Genomic DNA, 15,486 nt, shown 5'->3' on the forward strand with positions numbered 1-15,486 from the left:
TGTCCCCCACCTCGTGGTTCGGTCGGCGAAGAGTGCCGGAAGAGTGCCGGGGAGCCGGCCGGCTCCACCGTAGCGTGTGCGGGGCGGGGGAGTTGACGCAAGGCGGGGGCTGTCAGCTACCGGTGCCCGTCCTGCCCCAGTCGGGACCGGCCTTCTCCCATGCCCGGTCCCAGCGTGCGTACCTGCGGCGCACGATACGCCAGAGGACCAGCCGGCGCCCCGCCTCGACCAGGGCGGCGAAGGCGGCGGCGGCCCCGCAGCCGGCCAGCGCGGCATGCGTGCTCGCGGCTATCGGGTCCAGCGGGCGGGCCATGAGCCGGCCGTGCCGGTCGGTCCACACCGGGAAGCGGTCGCCGACGCGGGGGCTCTTCAGGTCGGCGACGACGCCGCCGGTGTGCGGCCTGCCGTCGGGCGCACGCCAACTGGCGATCACCCGGCTGTGCGCATCCCGCGCGGACACCGTCTCCGGGTCGGTGTCCAGGGGCGGCCTGCGTACCGTGCGCACCACGGTGGCGGTCGTCGCGTGGCGCTCCCTGTGCTGCTGCTGTACCGATCGCAGCAGGGCCTGCTCGCTCAGCGTCCCGGTGACCACCCCGGCCAGCGGGGCGGCGGCCACGATCAGCACCGCTGCCGTCAGCGCCACCCAGGCTTCGAGGAGATCGGTCGCCCGGCGCAGCGGATTGTGCCGCCAACGCCAGAGCCCGGCGATCGCTCGCACAGCCCTGCACCCCCTTCCGTGTCCGTCATGGCTTCGAACGGCACGGTCCGCGCACGCATGGTGCGAAGAGAGGGCGACATCACGCCCCTCACCCACATTCTGCCGACTTCTCAGCCCAGTCATGTGAACGACCGTGCAGGGCCGCCGGGTTCCCGCGACGGGCGAGGCTATGCGGGGACCCCCGAGGGCCTGCGGAGTCGGACCCGTGGGCCGGTCAGGATGGCCTGATCTATGGCCGGTTCTATGCCAGGACGGTCACCGGATCACCCAGCCGCAGGGTGCCGGTGCTCTCCGGGATCAGGTGGCGTCCGAAGACCAGTTGGTCGCCGAACCGGTGGTGGCGGGCCAGGGTGTGCAGCGGCTCCCTGCCGCGCCGGGCGGTGAGCTGGTCGGTGGTGGCGACGACGCAGCGGCCGCACCGTCTGGCGGCCCGGAAGACGACCTCGCCGATCGTGACGCGCCGCCATTCGTCCTCGGCCCACGGGGGCGCGTCCGCGACGACCGCGCTCGGACGGAAACGGCTCATGGGCAGGGGGCCCTCGGCGGCGTACGCGCCCTGCGCGATCAGGGTGTTGAGTGCGTCCAGCGAGGACAGGGAGGCGAGCAGGACCGGAAAGCCGTCGGCGAGCGCGACGGTCTCACCGGGGCGGGCGTACCGGGGGTCGACCGGGCGGGCCGTCGCCGGTCGCGCCAGGTGCACGAGGCGTACGTCCGCGTCCAGGTAGGCACTGAACCAGGCGTGCGCCTCCTCGTCGGCGAGCACCAGCTCGACCTCGTCCCCAAAGAGCCGCGCCATGACGGTGCGGTGGGCTTCGGGCACGCCGACGGTCAGTGGGTCCCGGCCCGGCCCCGACAGCCCGAGCCCCCCGCTGGGCAGCGGCTGTGCGGTGACGAGTGCCAGTCCGGGATGGGAACGTTGGGTGACGACCCTGCACGCGTCGTCGATCAGCATCCAGCGCCGGTCCCCCGCAAGACCCCACGGCTCCACGACCGTCTCCGCGGGCGCATGTCCCCGGACGGCCTTGAGCGGATACACGTGCAGCGACGCGAGCGCGGGATTCGACATGGCGCCATCCTGCCAGTCGGCACCGGCACGGCGGCGGGCCGCGCTCACGGCCGCTCAGTAACCGCGGTACTGCCGGTTGTAGGGGTCCTCGTACCCGCCGGGTGCCGGGGCCGGGGCGGGCGCCGGGGGGCGCGGCGCGGCCGGTCGCACGGGAGCCGCGGGGCGCATGGCCTCGTAGCCGGTACCGGACGGCGCGGGGCGCTGCGGCTGCTGGTACCCGACCGGATAGCCGCGCGGCGGCGCGGGCTGCTGCTGTCCGTAGGGCGACGGCTGCTGCTGCATGGGCGCCTGCTGCGGAGCGGGCGCGTACCCGCCGTACTGCGGAGGTGCCGCGGCGGGCGTGGGCCCGGCGGGCAGGGCGGGAAGTGCCGAAGGGAGAGCGGGCAGATGGCTGCTGCTCTCGTAGGCGGCGGGAACGCGGATCGGAGCGATCTGCGGGGTGCCCCGCTCTGCGACCAGGGAGTCGTAGATCGGAGTGTCCGGGAAGGACGGCGCGGAGTAGTAACCGCCGCCATAAGAGGAGCGGGGGGAGGTCATGCCACATAAGTTAAGCCCACGATGTGCTGGTTGGGGAGTCGGATAAGAAGGTTGTTTTCAGAGCTGGGGGCGGCTGTGGATCCCCAATGCGAGCGAACGTGGGGAAAACGGTCGCCGGACCACGTAGGGATCGGGTAAAGACCAAGCTCCTGAAGGGTTACCCGGCGGTCGCCAAGGCGGTCCGTGACACCGTGCCGGGCCGGTTGAGGCAGGCTGGAACCGGGTGGCCGGCCGGGAAATCGGGAGAATGGACGAACGGGGCGGTCGTGGCACTGTGCATTGGGGGCGGACATGTCAATGAGTAAGGGTTCGAATGTCCCGGTGGGGTCGCCTGCCGTGCGTGTCGAATTGGGCCGGCGTTCGGGTCCCCGAGTGCCCGACGTGGACGCCTCGGCGCTCCTGCTGGCCTCTGGGAGGGTCCGCTCGGACGACGACTTCGTGTTCTACAACCAGCCGCGGCACCCCTCCGGTGCCGTCTGGCACGAGGGCAGGCGGACCGCCGGCGACCAGGTCACCGATGTGCTCGGCATCGACCTCGCGCGCGTGGAGCCCGCGGTGGAACGGGTGGTGCTGGCCGCCTCCGCGGACGGCGGCACGTTCGGGAGCGTTCCCGGCCTCTTCGTCCGGTTGCTCGACGCGGCCGACGGCACCGAGCTGGCCCGCTTCGACAGCACGGACGCCACCGTGGAGACGGCCTTCCTGCTCGGCGAGCTGTACCGCAGGCAGGGGGCCTGGAAGTTCCGTGCCGTCGGACAGGGCTACGGCAGCGGGCTCGCGGGCCTGGCCGCGGACTTCGGGATCACCGTCGACGAGCCGGGGCCGGCGGCTGCACCGGCCACCGGCCCGGGCGCGGGCGCCGCGCCCGCGCCGTCGGCGGTCCCGCAGCCCGCCGCACCCGCGCCCGTTGCCGGCCCCCCGGTGCCCGCGGATCCGCCGCCCGCCGCACCGCGCGTGCGGCTCGGCAAGGTGACGCTCACCAAGCAGGCGCCCTCGGTCTCGCTCACCAAGCAGGGCGGCACCTCGGGCGTCCTGCGGGTGAACCTCAACTGGCAGGTGCAGAGCCCCGGCGGGGGCCTGACCGGCAGGTTCCGCAAGGCGCCCGCCGTGCCCGAGGCCCTCGACCTCGACCTGTGCGCGCTCTACGAACTCGCCGACGGCCGCAAGGGCGCGGTCCAGGCACTCGGCAACGCCTTCGGCGCGCTGGACCGACCGCCCTACATCCACCTCGACGGGGACGACCGCACCGGTGCGAGCGAGAGCGGCGAGAACCTCACCCTCAACCTCGACCACCGCGCCGCCTTCCGCCGCATCGTGGTCTTCGTGACGATCTACGAGGGCGCCCGTTCGTTCGCCGGCCTGCACGCGACGGTCACGCTCCGCCCCGAGCACGGGGCGCCGGTGGAGTTCTCCCTGGACGAGTGCACCGTGCCGTCGACGGTCTGCGCGCTGGCACTGATCACCGGGGACGGCCGGGACCTGGTGGTCCACCGTGAGGCCCGCTACCTGGTGCCGGAGTACGGCGTGAGCCCGCAGCGCACCGTCGACCGCGCCTACGGCTGGAACATGGACTGGTCGCCCGGCAGGAAGTGACCCGCACAGGTGCCGCCGCGCGCACGGGTGCCCCGGGCCGCCGCAGACGCGGGGCCGCGCCGCACGCGTGCGCGGATCCCGCTGGCAGCGCCGCACTCCGTGCGCGGGTCCGCCGCGTCGCGCACCGGGTGCACCCCTGCCGTACCGGGCCCCCGCCCCTGCTCAGGGCTGCTCGGGCGCGGCCTCCGCGGAAGCCTGCGGCCGGTCGTACGTACGGCCCTTCCACGCCGCCCCGCGCCCCCGGTAGTGCTGCACCGCGGAGTCCACCGTCATCAGCAGGTACAGGAAGGCGGTGAGCGGCAGCAGCGGGGCGAGCCACCACGGCTGGCCGTAGTAGCGCAGCATGGGCAGGTACGTCGCCGCCATCACCAGCCAGGCCAGGCCCGCGGCCACCGCCGTGCCCGTGCTGCCAGCGGCCGCCCCCGTGAACAGCCCCACCGGCGGCACGAGGTACACCAGCGCGAGACCGAGCACGGTGCCCGCGAGGACGAGCGGGTTGTGCCGCAACTGCGCATAGGCGCTGCGCGAGACCATGCGCCACAGGTCGTACAGACGCGGATAGGGGCGCACGCTGTCGACCCGCTCGGCGAGCCCCAGCCAGATGCGGCCGCCGGTGCGCTTGACCGCCTTCGCCAGCGACACGTCGTCGATCACGGCCTGCCGGATGGCGTCCGGCACCCGGGCGCGGTCGGCCGCCTCGGTGCGCAGCAGGACGCACCCGCCCGCCGCGGCCGCCGTGCGCGAACGCCCGCCGATCCACCGGAACGGGTAGAGCTGCGCGAAGAAGTACACGAACGCCGGCACCACCAGCCGCTCCCAGACGCTCTCCACGCTCAGTCGCGCCATCTGGGACACCAGGTCGAAGCCGCCCGTCTCGGCCGCGGCCACCAACTCCCGCAGGCTGGACGGCGCATGGGCGATGTCCGCGTCGGTGAGCAGCAGGTACCGCGGGCCACGCGCGCGTGCCAGGCCGATGCCGTGCCGTACCGCCCAGAGCTTGCCCGTCCAGCCCGCGGGCGGCTCGCCCGGCGAGGAGACGGTGAGCGGCAGCCCGCCGTGCCGCTCGGCCAGCGTCCTGGCCAGCTCGCCGGTGCCGTCCGAGCTGCCGTCGTCGACGAGGAAGACCTCGGCCCGGCCGGGATAGTCCTGGGCGAGCAGCGACGGCAGACTGCGCGGCAGCACCTGTGCCTCGTCCCGGGCCGGCACCACCACGCACACCGGCGGCCACTCGCGCGGCACGCGCCGCGGCGGCAGGCGCACGTCGGTGCGCCAGAAGAACCCCTGGCCGAGCAGCAGCCACAGCCACGCGAGAAGTGATACGAGGGCGATCCCCATCATGGCGCTCACGGGCCGCAGTCTGCCCCACGCGCCCCGGCCGGCCCAGCCCGCCCCGCCGCTCGCCGCCCGCCCGGCACCCGCCCCGCCGCTCGCCGCCCGCCCGGCACCCGCCCCGTCCCACCGCCCGACATCCCGTGCCCGTCCTCCGCGCACCCCGCTCGCCTCCGGTGGCCCGTCGCCCCTGAGCCCGCGGCCGCCGCGCTGGAGGCGCGGCCACCGCCGGGGCCGCCATGCCCCGCGCCCCACGGGCCCGCGCTCCCGGTCGATCGGCGGTCCCGGTCGCGCCGCCCGTACGCCCGCAACCGCCCCGTACGCCCGCACGCCCCGCCGCGCGCCCCTGTGCTTCCGAGCGCCCGCCGTCCGGGCTCGGCCCGGCCCGCGGGAGCCGGATCGTCTAAAGTGGCCGGGTGAAGATCGCGCTCGTCGACTCCGGACTCGGACTGCTTCCCGCCGCGGCCGCAGTGCGGCGCCTGCGGCCGGACGCCGACCTCGTCCTGTCCTGCGACCCGGACGGCATGCCCTGGGGGCCGCGCGCCGGCCACGACGTCGCGGCACACGCCGTGGCCGCCGCCGAGGCGGCCGCCGCACACGCGCCCGACGTGCTGATCGTCGCCTGCAACACCGCCTCCGTCCACGCCCTGCCCGCGCTGCGCGCGCTCCTCGAACCGGCGCTCCCGGTGGTCGGCACGGTTCCGGCCATCAAGCCGGCCGCGGCGGGCGGCGGCCCGGTCGCCATCTGGGCGACCCCCGCCACCACGGGCAGCGTCTACCAGCGCGCCCTGATCGCGGACTTCGCGGCCGGCGTCGGCGTCGCCGAAGTGCCGTGCCCCGGACTCGCGGACGCGGTCCAGTACGCCGACGGGCCCGCCGTCGCCGCGGCCGTCGCCGCCGCGGCGGAGCGCACCCCCGCGGACACCCGGGCCGTCGTGCTCGGCTGTACGCACTACGAACTCGTCGGGGAGCGCATCCGTGCCGCCGTCCAGCGGCGCGGCGCCCCGCCCCTCGTCCTGCACGGCTCGGCCGGTGCCGTCGCCGCCCAGGCCCTGCGCAGGATCGGCGCCGCGCCCCGCACGCCCGGCGAGGCGGCGGCCGAGCCCGGTGGCCTCACCGTCCTGTTGAGCGGCCGGGAGGCGGCGCTGCCCGACGAGGCGCTGGCGTATCCGGAAGGCAGGCAACTGGCCGCCGTCGGCGCGGTGCGCTGAGCGCCGCCGCCGGGTGACCCCGGCCCCGATCCGCTGCCGGCGATGCCGATCCTGGGTACCCTCAGTGGCATGAGGCACCACCTCAGCGGCGCGCGTCGTTCCGGCGACGCCCTCCCCGCGATCTGGACCGGACGGGCAACCAACCGCGCACAGTGGCTGCTCGCGATCGGCGGTGCCGCCTGCATCGCGCTCGGCATCGAGCTCGCCGTCGACCCCGGATGGGCCTCCGGACTGCCCGCCCTGGTCGTGGCCGTCGTCGGCTGCATCGCCGCCGGCCTGCTGATGCTCTACGGCACGCTCGCGTTCGTCCACGTGGCCGTGCGGGTCGACAAGGACTGCCTGGAGGTGCGCTGCGGGCACATCGGAGTGCCGCGCCGCCGCATCCTCCTCTCCCATGTCGTCGACGCCTCCTTCGCACCCCGGGTCACGCCCCGCCAGTGGGGCGGCTGGGGATACCGGTGGCGGCCCGGCAAGGGCACCGCCGTGGTGGTCCGCCGCGGCGAGGGCATGGTGCTGGTCCTGGGTGACGGCCACCGGTTCACCGTGACCGTGGACAACGCCGAGGCGGCCGTCAGGTGCATCCGCGACCGGCTGCGCCGCAACGCGCCGGGCGCGCCCGCCTGACACCCCCGCCGCCCGTGCCCGTCATCCCGCACCGTCGGCGGGTGGCCCGCCCTCCAGCGGGCGCGCCGTGGCCAAGCCCGCAAGGAGCCCAGCGCCTGCCGTCACCGGCGTGAAGCTCAAGGCGTCACCCGCCAGGGCCAGTCCGGCCAGTACCGTCAGGGCGGCGGCCGCCGTGAGGACCACCGGGGTGGGCCGCCGCGAGCGCCACAGGGCGTACAGGGCCCAGCAGGGCCCCGCGCCCAGCAGGGCCACCCCCACCAGCCCCTGTTCGGCCGCCTGCTGCAACAACGCCGACCGGGGCCCGCCGGTGCCCGGCGAGTAGGCCGCGACGGTGGGGCTGAGGTCGGCGAACCTCCCCGGGCCCGCCCCCAGCACCGGGTGCTCCACGGCGAGGGCGGCGGCGTCCCGCCACAGCAGGACGCGGTGTGCGCCGAGCGCATCGGCCGCGTGCGCCGGGAGGCCCGGCGGCAGGGCGTCCGCCGCGACGGCCCAGGTGGCCGCCGCAGCCAGCACCGACACCCCGGTGAGTGCCGCCAGCCCGTACGACCTGTCGATTCCGCCCACCGCCAGCGAGCAGGCCAGCACCGCCAGGGCGGCCGCGGCACCGGTGGGCGAGCCGAGCAGGGCGGCGGCCACCGCGAGCCCGGCGGCCAGCAGCCGAAGGACCGACCGCGACAGCGGCCGCCGCGCGGCACATGCCGCACAGCAGGCCGCGCCCGCGGACAGCACCCACACGGCAGCCGTGCCCGCCGTGTCCCCCAGTGCCAGAAGCCCGCCCGGCAACCGCGCGGCGTGCGGCGCGACCACCACCAGGAGGGCTCCCGCCGGCGCCATGGCCGCGGGCGCCGCGACCGGCAGCAGCACCCCCGCGATCCGCCCGCCGGCATACCCGGCCGATACCGCGAGGACGGCCAGCAGCGTGCCCTCCGGCCTGCCGCCGCTCACCGCCGCCGTCACCAGGGCCCATGCCGCACACGCGGCGAGCGCCACCATCCCCGCCGCGTCCGCCCCGCCGCCGTGCCCGTCCGCCGCCCGTGCGGACGCGGCCGTCCTGCCCGAAGCCCCCACCCGCCGCCCCCCGACGTCCTCCGGGTCCCGATCGGTGCCGCCGGTACGGCCGCACCATCAGGGACATGCACACACGGTAGTCGCTGGTCGCCGAAGTGTGGATGAGTGGGGAAGAAATGATGCAGAAATCAAGGAGGCGCCTGTGCGGAGAAGGCAGCACGGGGTCGTCGAGGGCGCCGCATCGGCCAGGTGGCCGCGTTCCGCCCGCGCCCGGGTCGCGGGCGCGCCGGTGACGCGCCGTACACTCCCCGGGTGACCGCCATCGCGACCTCCGTGAGTGAAACGGAACCAGTCCCGCCGGCCCCGGCTTCGCGGCTCGCGCGGTTGGCCGGGGCGCTGCTCCCGGCGACCGCGGCGGTGCTCGCCGGTGTGCTGCTGTACGAGAGCTTCCCGCCGCGGACCCTGTGGTGGCTGGCGCTGCCCGCCTTCGCGGTCCTCGGCTGGTGCCTGCGCGGCCGGGGCTGGAAGGCCGGAGCGGGACTCGGTTACCTCTTCGGGCTCGGGTTCCTCCTGCCCCTGCTGGTGTGGACGGGCGTGGAGGTCGGCTCGGGGCCCTGGCTCGCGCTGGTGGCGGCGGAGGCGTGCTTCACCGCCCTGGTGGGTGCCGGCATCACGGTGGTCTCCCGGCTGCCGGTGTGGCCGCTGTGGGCCGCGGCGCTGTGGACCGCGGGCGAGGCGGCACGTGCGCGCGTGCCGTTCGGCGGCTTCCCGTGGGGCAAGATCGCGTTCGGGCAGGCCGACGGGGTGTTCCTGCCGCTCGCCGCGGTCGGCGGCACGCCGGTGCTCGGCTTCGCGGTGGTGCTGTGCGGCTTCGGACTGTACGAAGCCGTCCGCCTGGCGCTCACCGCGCGCCGCACCCGGACACTGCACCGCGGCGCGGCCGCGGCCGCACTGCTCACCGTCGCCGTGCCCTTCGCCGCCGCCTTCGCCGCCCTCCCGCTGGTCAGCGACGCGGCCGAGGACGGCACCACCACCATCGCCGTCATCCAGGGCAACGTGCCCCGCGCGGGGTTGGAGTTCAACGCCCAGCGGCGCGCCGTCCTCGACTACCACGTACGGGAGACCGAGCGCCTCGCCGCCCGGGTCAGGGCAGGCGAAGTGGCCCGCCCCGACCTCGTGCTCTGGCCGGAGAACTCCTCCGACGTCGATCCGTTCGCCGACCCGGAGGCCCACGCGGAGATCGACGCAGCGGTCCGGGCGATCGGTGTGCCCGTCTCGGTGGGCGGCGTCGTCCAGAAGAGCGACGGCAGGCTCTTCAACGAGCAGATCCTGTGGGACCCGGTCAAGGGCCCCACGAGCACCTACGACAAGCGGCAGATCCAGCCCTTCGGCGAGTACATCCCCCTGCGGTCCCTCGCCGCCGCGGTCAGCAGCGACGTCGGGATGGTCCGGCAGGACTTCAGCCGCGGCACCAGGCCCGGCGTGTTCACCATGGCGGGCGCCAAGGTCGGCCTCGCCACCTGCTACGAGGCGGCGTTCGACTGGGCCGTGCGGGACACCGTCACGCACGGCGCGCAGATGATCTCCGTGCCCAGCAACAACGCGACGTTCGACCGCAGCGAGATGACCTACCAGCAGCTCGCGATGAGCCGGATCAGGGCCGTGGAGCACAGCCGGACCGTGGCCGTCCCGGTGACCAGCGGGGTCAGCGCCGTGATCAGGCCGGACGGCCGGATCGTCAGCAGGACGGCGATGTTCACCGCCGACTCCCTGGTCGAGAAGGTTCCGCTGCGCTCCTCGCTGACTCCCGCCACCCGCCTCGGCGTGCTCCCGGAGGGCCTGCTGGTCCTGGTGGCGGCCGGCGGCCTCGGATGGGCCCTGACGGTCTCCGCGCGGTCCCGGCGCAAGGGCGCGCACCCGGCCGGTGGGCGGGGTGCGGACCCGCTTCCCGGCGACGTGCCGGGTGCCGGCACGGGCACGGGTGCCGCGTCCTCGGGTGGATGACGCCGGGGACGCGTGACGGCGTGCGTCCACCCTGGTGTCCTCCCGGATGCCCCGGACGCACCGGACGCACCGGACGCCACATGGACGGCGGGGCGGCCCCGGCGGTGCCAAGGGCGGGCTGCGCCCCGGTGGACGCGATCGGCGGCGGTGGTGACGCCCCGGCGCGACCGGCGGGGGAGGTGCACGCCGCGGGGCCGCTGTCCGGCGCACGCGCCGGGGCTTCGACCGCACTCCGGTCGCGGGCGGCGCTCACCGTTAGGGTCGGGCCATGGCAATTCCTGACTTCATCCGGACGGTGCGGGCCACCGCGGGCCGCCAGTTGCTCTGGCTGCCCGGCGTCACCGCCATCGTCTTCGACGACGACGGCAGAGTGCTCCTGGGGCAGCGCAGCGACAATCGGAAGTGGTCGGTGATCGGCGGCATCCCGGACCCCGGCGAGCAGCCCGCGGCCTGCGCGGTGCGCGAGGTGTACGAGGAGACGGCGGTGCACTGCGTGCCTGAGCGCATCGTCCTGGTGCAGTCCCTGGAACCGGTCACCTACGACAACGGCGACCAGTGCCAGTTCATGGACATCACCTTCCGCTGCCGGGCCGTCGGCGGGGAGGCCAGGGTCAACGACGACGAGTCGGTGGACGTGGGCTGGTTCCCCGTGGACGCTCTCCCCGAGCTGCACGAGACCGGACTCTTCCGGATCAAGCAGGCCCTGACCGACGCCCCCACATGGTTCGACCCCACCAGTCATGAGTGAAGTGTGGGTAGCGGCCATATGGGTCGTGCGCGTGCCGCTGTCTAAGGTCGGACCATGACCGCGTCCGGCACACCGAGCCCCCACGACACCCCCGCCCCTTCCGCGGCCGTGGCCTCCCAGGCCGCCGCCCCGGACCTCGCGGGCCGCACCGCGCTGGTCACCGGCGCGGCCAGCGGCATCGGACGGGCCTGTGCGCTGCGGCTCGCCGCCGCGGGGGCCGCGGTGCGCGCCGTGGACCGGGACGCGGCGAACCTCGGCACCCTCCCCGGGGAGGCGGCCGCGCTGCCCGGCCCGCTCGACACCCTCACCCTGGACCTGACCGACCTGGACGCCGCGGAGGCCAGTGCCGACGGCGCCGACATCCTCGTCAACAACGCGGGACTCCAGCTCGTGCGGCCCATCGAGGAGTTCCCGCCCGACGTCTTCCACACGGTGCTGACCGTGATGCTGGAGGCGCCGTTCCGGTTGGTACGCGGCGCCCTGCCGCACATGTACCGGCAGGGCTGGGGCCGCATCGTCAACATCTCCTCGGTGCACGGACTGCGCGCCTCGCCGTACAAGGCCGCCTACGTGGCCGCCAAGCACGGCCTGGAGGGCCTCTCCAAGACGGCCGCACTGGAAGGCGCCGCGCACGGCGTCACCTCGAACTGCGTCAACCCCGGATACGTGCGCACCCCCCTGGTCGAGCGGCAGATCGCCGACCAGGCGAAGGCCCACGGCCTTCCGCAGGAGCGGGTGCTCACGGAGGTGCTGCTCAAGGACAGCGCCGTCAAACGGCTGGTGGAGCCGGCGGAGGTCGCCGAGGCGGTCGCCTACCTCTGCTCGCCGGCGGCGTCCTTCGTGACCGGCGCCTCCCTGGTGCTGGACGGCGGCTGGAGCGCGCACTGAGCCCGTGCGGGCGCGCCGCGGGGGCCGGGAGTTATCCACAGGGCTGGCGGGGTGCGGCGGACGGCGGGTAATCCTGGTGAGCATGGAACGTGACGGCGACCGGCCGGGCACCGGGAAACCCGCCCACCGGAGCAGGGAAGCGCGGCCCGCCGATTCCGCCGGGTCCTCGGACGGGCGGTGGTCCGCGGGCCCCGGGCAGGACCGGGAGCCCGGTGCGGATGGGCCGGGGGCCGGGGACCCCGGCGGGCAGGGGCGGCACGGCGGATGGGCGGACCTGACGGAGTTCCTGGAGCTGCTGGCACGGGACGCACCGGCGGATGCCTACGAGCGGCCGGTGCTGCGGGCGCGCGCGGCCGGACAGGACGCCGAGCGGGCCGCCGCGCTGGAGCGGGCGAAGCTGCTCGCGCTGCGGGTGCGGGCCGAGCTGGAGGGGCGCAGACGGCGCGAGGCGGAACTGTCCGCGCTCTTCGAGACCGCGCACGACCTGGCGGGCCTGCGCGACCTCGACGTCGTCCTCCAGGCCATCGTGCAGCGCGCACGCTCCCTGCTGGGCACCGATGTCGCCTACCTCACGCTCAACGACCCGGAGCGCGGCGACACCTACATGCGGGTCACGGAGGGCTCCGTCGCGGCCCGCTTCCAGCAGTTGAGGCTCGGCATGGGGGAGGGTCTCGGCGGTCTCGTCGCCCAGACCGCCCGCCCGTACGTGACCGAGGACTACTTCGACGATCCGCGCTTCCAGCACACCCGCACCATCGACACCGGTGTGGCAGACGAGGGGCTGATCGCCATCCTCGGGGTACCGCTGAAGCTCGGCACACAGGTGATCGGCGTGCTGTTCGCCGCCGACCGGCGCGCCCGGGTCTTCGAACGGGAGCAGATCGCGCTGCTCGGCTCGTTCGCCGCGCTCGCCGCCGCCGCCATCGACACGGCCCACCTGCTGTCGGAGACCACGCAGGCGCTCGGCGGTCTCGAACGGGCCAACGAGATCATCCGGGACCGCAGCAGCGTCATCGAACGCGCCTCCGAGGTGCACGACCGGCTCACCGAACTGGTGCTGCACGGCGGCGGCGTGCACGACGTCGCCGCGGCGGTCGCCGAGGTCCTGGACGGCACCGTCGAGTTCACCGAGGTCTCCGCGGCCCCCGCGGGGGCCCTCACCGCGTCCGCCCAGGACGGCCACGCGGTACGGCATGGGTCCGACTGGACCGCGGCCGTCGCCGCGGGCGGCGAGCTCTTCGGAGCCCTGGTGCTGCGCGGCCGGCCCCGGCTCGACCCGGTCGACCAGCGCACCCTGGAGCGCGCGGCCATGGTCACCTCGCTGCTGCTGCTGGCCCGCCGCTCCGCCTCCGACGCCGAGCAGCGGGTCCGCGGGGAGCTCCTGGACGACCTGCTGGACGCCCGCGACCGCGACCCGCGGCTGCTGCGGGAGCGCGCGGCGCGGCTCGGTGCCGATCCGGACGCCGCCCACGTGGTGCTCGCCGCCCGGCTGGGGGGCGAGCACGCGGACGCGGAGGCCGAGGACGACGCCCGGCGCCGGCTGTGGTCCGCCGCGTCCCACCTGGCCGCGACCCGGCACGGCCTGGCCTCCGCCCGGGACGGCGGCACCGTCCTGCTGCTGCCGCTCGCCGCCCCGGCCACCGCCGCGGAACTCGCGGGGCGGGTCGCCCGGCGGCTGGGGACGGCCGTGCACGAGGCGGTCACGGTGGGCGCGTCCGGGCCCGTCGCCGGCCTCGCGGCCGGCACCGACGCGGTGGCCGCGGCCTACGAGGAGAGCCGCCGCTGCCTGGACGCGCTGCGGCTGCTGGGACGCGCGGGGCAGGGCGCCGCCGCGGAGGACTTCGGGTTCCTCGGGCTGCTGCTCGCCGACCGCAGGGACACGGCGGGGTTCGTGCACCGCAGCATCGGCGCCGTCGTCGACTACGACCGGCGGCGCGGCACCGATCTGGTGCGCACTCTGGACGCCTACTTCGCCTGTGGGATGAGCCCGGCGCGCACCAAGGACGAGCTGCACGTGCACGTGAACACGGTGGCGCAGCGGCTGGAGCGGGTGGGGCGGCTGCTCGGCGCCGACTGGCAGAGCCCCGCACGCGCCCTGGAGATCCAGCTCGCGCTGCGCCTGCACCGGCTCTCGCCGGCCCTGGGCGACGCCTGAGAGACACCCGGGCGTGACGCGGTGCCCGAGCCCGGCAGGGCGGGGCACCCGACGAGGAGCGGGGCGCCCCGGAGGCCGGCGGGGTGCCCCGGGGCCGGGCGCCCACCGGCGTCCCCCCTCAGGCCGAAGGCGCGTCCGCCGAGGCCGAAGGCGCGCCAGCGGCCGGGGCGGGCACCCGCCGGCCGTCCTCGCCGGCGGTCACGTCCGCGAGGTCCCGGTGCCTGGTCTCCTTGGCCACCCCCACCGCGATCAGCGTCAGGACCGCCGCCGCGATCACATAGAGGGAGACGGGGGTGGAGCTGCCGTAGCGATCGAGCAGTGCGGTGGCGATCAGCGGTGCCGGTGCGCCGGCCGCGACCGAGGCGAACTGCGCGCCCATGGACGCACCCGAATAGCGCAGCCGGGTCGCGAACATCTCGGCGAAGAACGCCGCCTGGGGCGCGTACATCGCCCCGTGCAGGACCAGGGCGACGGTCACCGCGAGGACCAGAGCGCCGAAGGAGCCCGTGTCGGCCAGGGCGAAGAACGGCACGATCCACACCCCCACTCCGGCGGCGCCCAGCAGGTACACGGGTTTGCGGCCGATCCGGTCCGACAGCGCGCCCCAGGCCGGGATCACCGCGAAGTGCACGGCCGAACCGATCAGCACGGAGTTCAGCGCGGTCTGCTCGGACACGCCGGCCGACGTGGTGGCGTAGACGAGGACGAAGGCGGTGATCACGTAGTAGCCGATGTTCTCCGCCATCCGGGCGCCCATCGCGACCAGCACATCACGCCAGTGCTCGCGCAGCACGCCGACCAGCGGCAGCCTCTCGGCCGCGGCCGCTGCCGGGTCCTGCGCGGCGGCCTGGGTCGCCGCACGGGCCTCGGCCCGGGCGAGCGCCTCCTTGAACACCGGGGACTCGTCGACGGAGAGGCGGATCCACAGGCCGACCACGACCAGCACCCCGGACAGCAGGAACGGCACCCGCCAGCCCCAGGAGCCGAACGCGGCGTCGGACAGCAGCCAGGTCAGCAGCGACAGCACTCCGGTGGCGAGCAGTTGTCCCGCGGGCGCGCCGGTCTGCGGCCAGGACGCCCAGAACCCGCGTCGCCGCGCGTCCCCGTGCTCGGAGACCAGCAGGACGGCACCGCCCCACTCGCCGCCGAGCGCGAACCCCTGGACCAGGCGCAGCAGGGTCAGCAGCACCGGCGCGGCGCTGCCCACCGTGGCATGGGTGGGCAGCAGCCCGATGGCGAAGGTCGCCCCGCCCATCATCAGCAGGCTCAGCACCAGCAGCCTCTTGCGCCCCAGCCGGTCCCCGTAGTGCCCGAACACCAGGGCGCCGAGCGGCCGGGCGGCGAATCCGACGGCGTAGGTGAGGAAGGACAGCAGCGTGCCGACGAGCGGGTCGGAGTCGGGGAAGAACAGCTTGTTGAAGACCAGCGCCGCGGCGGATCCGTAGAGGAAGAAGTCGTACCACTCGACGGTGGTGCCGATGAGGCTCGCGGCGACGATCCGGCGAAGCCCCGCCGGAGTCGGGGGAGCGGCTGCTGCGGAGGCCATGTGCACCACTTCCAGGAGGAGGGGACGTCTACGTGTCGGCACAAGGTAGGAACACGCAGATC

Annotated in this window: 13 protein-coding genes; 7 read left to right on the top strand and 6 right to left on the bottom strand. The window is 75.3% G+C overall.

Going from position 1 to position 15,486, the window contains the following annotated elements; translation table 11 throughout:
- Positions 1 to 112 precede the first annotated feature (112 nt).
- From IE313_RS04520 to IE313_RS04530, 3 genes are all read right to left on the bottom strand, one after another.
- Positions 113 to 718 (bottom strand): Rv1733c family protein, encoded by a 606-nt coding sequence (locus tag IE313_RS04520; protein WP_189929574.1) that lies wholly within the window; start codon positions 716 to 718, stop codon positions 113 to 115.
- Positions 719 to 959: 241 nt separating this feature from the next.
- Positions 960 to 1,784, bottom strand: a complete 825-nt coding sequence (locus IE313_RS04525; RefSeq protein WP_189929575.1) for an MOSC domain-containing protein — start codon at positions 1,782 to 1,784, stop codon at positions 960 to 962.
- A 54-nt stretch (positions 1,785 to 1,838) separates the two neighbouring features.
- Entirely contained in the window at positions 1,839 to 2,321 is a 483-nt protein-coding gene (locus tag IE313_RS04530; protein WP_189929576.1) for a DUF6643 family protein, read from the bottom strand.
- Positions 2,322 to 2,612: 291 nt separating this feature from the next.
- Here IE313_RS04530 and IE313_RS04535 point away from each other — a divergent pair, with 291 nt between their 5' ends.
- Entirely contained in the window at positions 2,613 to 3,911 is a 1,299-nt protein-coding gene (locus IE313_RS04535; RefSeq protein ID WP_189929577.1) for a TerD family protein, read from the top strand.
- 162 nt (positions 3,912 to 4,073) lie between these two features.
- Here IE313_RS04535 and IE313_RS04540 read toward each other — a convergent pair whose 3' ends face one another.
- Positions 4,074 to 5,246, bottom strand: coding sequence for a glycosyltransferase (locus IE313_RS04540; protein ID WP_189929825.1), 1,173 nt, complete (start codon positions 5,244 to 5,246; stop codon positions 4,074 to 4,076).
- 410 nt (positions 5,247 to 5,656) lie between these two features.
- Here IE313_RS04540 and IE313_RS04545 point away from each other — a divergent pair, with 410 nt between their 5' ends.
- Both IE313_RS04545 and IE313_RS04550 read left to right on the top strand, forming a co-directional pair.
- Positions 5,657 to 6,451 (top strand): glutamate racemase, encoded by a 795-nt coding sequence (locus IE313_RS04545; RefSeq protein ID WP_189929578.1) that lies wholly within the window; start codon positions 5,657 to 5,659, stop codon positions 6,449 to 6,451.
- Between the two features lie 69 nt (positions 6,452 to 6,520).
- On the top strand, positions 6,521 to 7,075 hold the full coding sequence (locus IE313_RS04550) for a hypothetical protein (RefSeq protein WP_189929579.1): 555 nt from the start codon (positions 6,521 to 6,523) through the stop codon (positions 7,073 to 7,075).
- A 21-nt stretch (positions 7,076 to 7,096) separates the two neighbouring features.
- Here the strand turns inward: IE313_RS04550 and IE313_RS04555 are convergent, their stop codons facing one another.
- Complete coding sequence (locus IE313_RS04555) at positions 7,097 to 8,143, bottom strand: O-antigen ligase family protein (RefSeq protein WP_229924373.1); 1,047 nt, start codon at positions 8,141 to 8,143, stop codon at positions 7,097 to 7,099.
- A gap of 252 nt (positions 8,144 to 8,395) precedes the next feature.
- On the opposite strand from IE313_RS04555, the gene lnt reads away from it, so the two are divergent.
- The 4 genes from lnt (at position 8,396) to IE313_RS04575 (ending at position 13,878) form a co-directional block, all read left to right on the top strand.
- Complete coding sequence (lnt, locus tag IE313_RS04560) at positions 8,396 to 10,087, top strand: apolipoprotein N-acyltransferase (RefSeq protein WP_189929580.1); 1,692 nt, start codon at positions 8,396 to 8,398, stop codon at positions 10,085 to 10,087.
- 268 nt (positions 10,088 to 10,355) lie between these two features.
- Positions 10,356 to 10,835 (top strand): NUDIX hydrolase, encoded by a 480-nt coding sequence (locus IE313_RS04565; RefSeq protein WP_189929581.1) that lies wholly within the window; start codon positions 10,356 to 10,358, stop codon positions 10,833 to 10,835.
- Between the two features lie 54 nt (positions 10,836 to 10,889).
- Positions 10,890 to 11,723 carry a 3-hydroxybutyrate dehydrogenase gene (locus IE313_RS04570; RefSeq protein ID WP_189929582.1) on the top strand — a complete coding sequence of 278 codons (834 nt, stop codon included), beginning with the start codon at positions 10,890 to 10,892 and terminating at the stop codon, positions 11,721 to 11,723.
- An 82-nt stretch (positions 11,724 to 11,805) separates the two neighbouring features.
- Entirely contained in the window at positions 11,806 to 13,878 is a 2,073-nt protein-coding gene (locus IE313_RS04575; protein ID WP_229924374.1) for a helix-turn-helix domain-containing protein, read from the top strand.
- A 118-nt stretch (positions 13,879 to 13,996) separates the two neighbouring features.
- Here the strand turns inward: IE313_RS04575 and IE313_RS04580 are convergent, their stop codons facing one another.
- Positions 13,997 to 15,424: an MFS transporter gene (locus tag IE313_RS04580; protein ID WP_189929583.1), complete on the bottom strand. Its 1,428-nt coding sequence runs from the start codon at positions 15,422 to 15,424 to the stop codon at positions 13,997 to 13,999.
- Between the last annotated feature and the right edge of the window lie 62 nt (positions 15,425 to 15,486).

It is taken from the genome of Streptomyces sulfonofaciens (assembly GCF_014656295.1).
GTDB lineage: Bacteria > Actinomycetota > Actinomycetes > Streptomycetales > Streptomycetaceae > Streptomyces > Streptomyces sulfonofaciens.

Excerpts from the sequence above, each read along its gene's own strand:
- IE313_RS04580 (WP_189929583.1), bottom strand. The coding sequence starts at position 15,424 with ATGGCCTCCGCAGCAGCCGCTCCCCCGACTCCGGCGGGGCTTCGCCGG.
- IE313_RS04550 (WP_189929579.1), top strand. The coding sequence starts at position 6,521 with ATGAGGCACCACCTCAGCGGCGCGCGTCGTTCCGGCGACGCCCTCCCC.
- IE313_RS04570 (WP_189929582.1), top strand. The coding sequence starts at position 10,890 with ATGACCGCGTCCGGCACACCGAGCCCCCACGACACCCCCGCCCCTTCC.
- IE313_RS04535 (WP_189929577.1), top strand. The coding sequence starts at position 2,613 with ATGTCAATGAGTAAGGGTTCGAATGTCCCGGTGGGGTCGCCTGCCGTG.
- IE313_RS04530 (WP_189929576.1), bottom strand. The coding sequence starts at position 2,321 with ATGACCTCCCCCCGCTCCTCTTATGGCGGCGGTTACTACTCCGCGCCG.
- IE313_RS04525 (WP_189929575.1), bottom strand. The coding sequence starts at position 1,784 with ATGTCGAATCCCGCGCTCGCGTCGCTGCACGTGTATCCGCTCAAGGCC.
- IE313_RS04540 (WP_189929825.1), bottom strand. The coding sequence starts at position 5,246 with ATGGGGATCGCCCTCGTATCACTTCTCGCGTGGCTGTGGCTGCTGCTC.
- IE313_RS04575 (WP_229924374.1), top strand. The coding sequence starts at position 11,806 with ATGGAACGTGACGGCGACCGGCCGGGCACCGGGAAACCCGCCCACCGG.
- IE313_RS04565 (WP_189929581.1), top strand. The coding sequence starts at position 10,356 with ATGGCAATTCCTGACTTCATCCGGACGGTGCGGGCCACCGCGGGCCGC.